General features: G+C 46.1%; 3 protein-coding genes. 1 reads left to right on the forward strand and 2 read right to left on the reverse strand.

The window, feature by feature from the left end:
* Positions 1–110: 110 nt before the first annotated feature.
* Positions 111–434 (forward strand): DUF2288 domain-containing protein, encoded by a 324-nt coding sequence (locus tag A3729_RS02935; protein ID WP_068516741.1) that lies wholly within the window; start codon positions 111–113, stop codon positions 432–434.
* Between the two features lie 17 nt (positions 435–451).
* Here A3729_RS02935 and A3729_RS02940 read toward each other — a convergent pair whose 3' ends face one another.
* Together A3729_RS02940 and A3729_RS02945 are read right to left on the reverse strand one after the other, a co-directional pair.
* Entirely contained in the window at positions 452–1,021 is a 570-nt protein-coding gene (locus tag A3729_RS02940; protein ID WP_068509914.1) for a nucleoside deaminase, read from the reverse strand.
* On the reverse strand, positions 1,014–1,537 hold a 524-nt coding region (locus A3729_RS02945), incomplete at its 5' end, for a DUF2238 domain-containing protein (protein WP_068633117.1). The genes A3729_RS02940 and A3729_RS02945, both read right to left, overlap by 8 nt.

The following is a 1,537-nucleotide window of genomic DNA, read 5'->3' on the forward strand; positions in this document are numbered from 1 at the left end:
ATTATTACTGGATACTTCTAGTGTAAATTCAGTATCATTACCTGCTTTAAGGCTGCGAGCGACGAAAGCTTGCTGTTCGAAACTCCTTTGAAAGTAAAGTTAGGTAGCTTATGTCCGATAGTCCGTCACTCAATGCTAATGACCAAGTTCCACTTAAGCATAAACTCAACTTGGAAACTGCTAGAGCTCCCTGGCGCGAGCTACAGACTTTCTTCGCCTCGGGCATGGTGCTATACGTTGCTCCGGGTCTTGATCTATTGTTGGTGGGCGAGCAGTTTGCGGCAGATAATGCTCCGATCTTCAAGGAATGGCTAGCCTCGGGGCAGGTTGCCCAGGTTTCAGATGATCAGGCCTTAGCCTGGTATGAGGCCGATGCCGAACTGTGGACTTTAGTGATTAAACCTTGGATTCTAGTCCAGGCGGTTTCTAAATAAACTTAGTTCTGAGAATGCTAGTAAATATGTCCATTTTTATTAGCATAGCTGTTTAGTACGGCTTTGGCTTCGTCTCGGCAGACTTCAGTTATTACTTCTATCTTTCTTTTTTCAAGACCCGCTTTCCAAGCATTGGGTTTATCTCCTTCGTCAAAGCCTATCGCTTCGGCATCTTTGCCTGTTGCCGCACAGACGACGCGATGAATACCTGACCAGGGGATTGCTCCCAGGCACATAGCGCAGGGTTCGGTACTGGTAAGCAGTTCTAACCGGTGCTCGGATTTTGCTAGTTCGTAACTACCCAGTTGTTGTTGAGCCAAGCTGATAGCAAGGATTTCTGCGTGTAATATTGATAGACCTTGGCTTGTGACCAGGTTGACACCTAAAGATATCAGTTTGCCAGACTCGGTCTCAAAAACGCCTGCGGCAAAGGGGCCGCCAGTATCTTTATTAATGTTTCTTTGTGATGCCGCGATGACGAACTTCATTCGCTCGCTCAGGCTTTCACTTATCTGGTAGCTAGCACGATATTCACTTAACCAGTTAGGAAGCTGGATTTCTAAAGAGTTTGCGTAGGGGTCAATCATCTTTTACACGGCTTTTAAGACTGAGTAACTGGCGGTTATGTGTTTTCGAGAGTGTGATAATAGCCAGAATCGCGCCTACCAGTGCAATTGCCATATCAGATTGAGTATCCCAATTATCGCCTTGAGTACCTAAAAATGCTTCTGCTGCCTGGTCTGATAAGAGTGCGACCCACCATTCGATAAGTTCATAAAATGCGCTGAAGGCCAAGCATATGCTAATAATATAGAAATTGAGCCAGCTGACGCCGTTAACGACCTGCTTTCGAATAAGGATTTCTCTGGCAAGAATGGCTGGGACAAAGCCTTGTGCGAAATGGCCAACTTTATCGTAATTGTTGCGGTCCAAGTCCCAGGCTTCTTTTATCATGTCGAACAAGGGGACTTCTGCGTAGGTGTAATGTCCACCAATCATTAAAATGATACAGTGAATCAGGATTAGGAAGTACAGCAGGGGCGTCAGTGGAAAGCTTCGCCTTGTCGTAACGATTAATACCAGGCCGATGATCGCCGGAGCGA

It is taken from the genome of Oleiphilus sp. HI0043 (assembly GCF_001634935.1).

Excerpts from the sequence above, each read along its gene's own strand:
- A3729_RS02940 (WP_068509914.1), bottom strand. The coding sequence starts at position 1,021 with ATGATTGACCCCTACGCAAACTCTTTAGAAATCCAGCTTCCTAACTGG.
- A3729_RS02935 (WP_068516741.1), top strand. The coding sequence starts at position 111 with ATGTCCGATAGTCCGTCACTCAATGCTAATGACCAAGTTCCACTTAAG.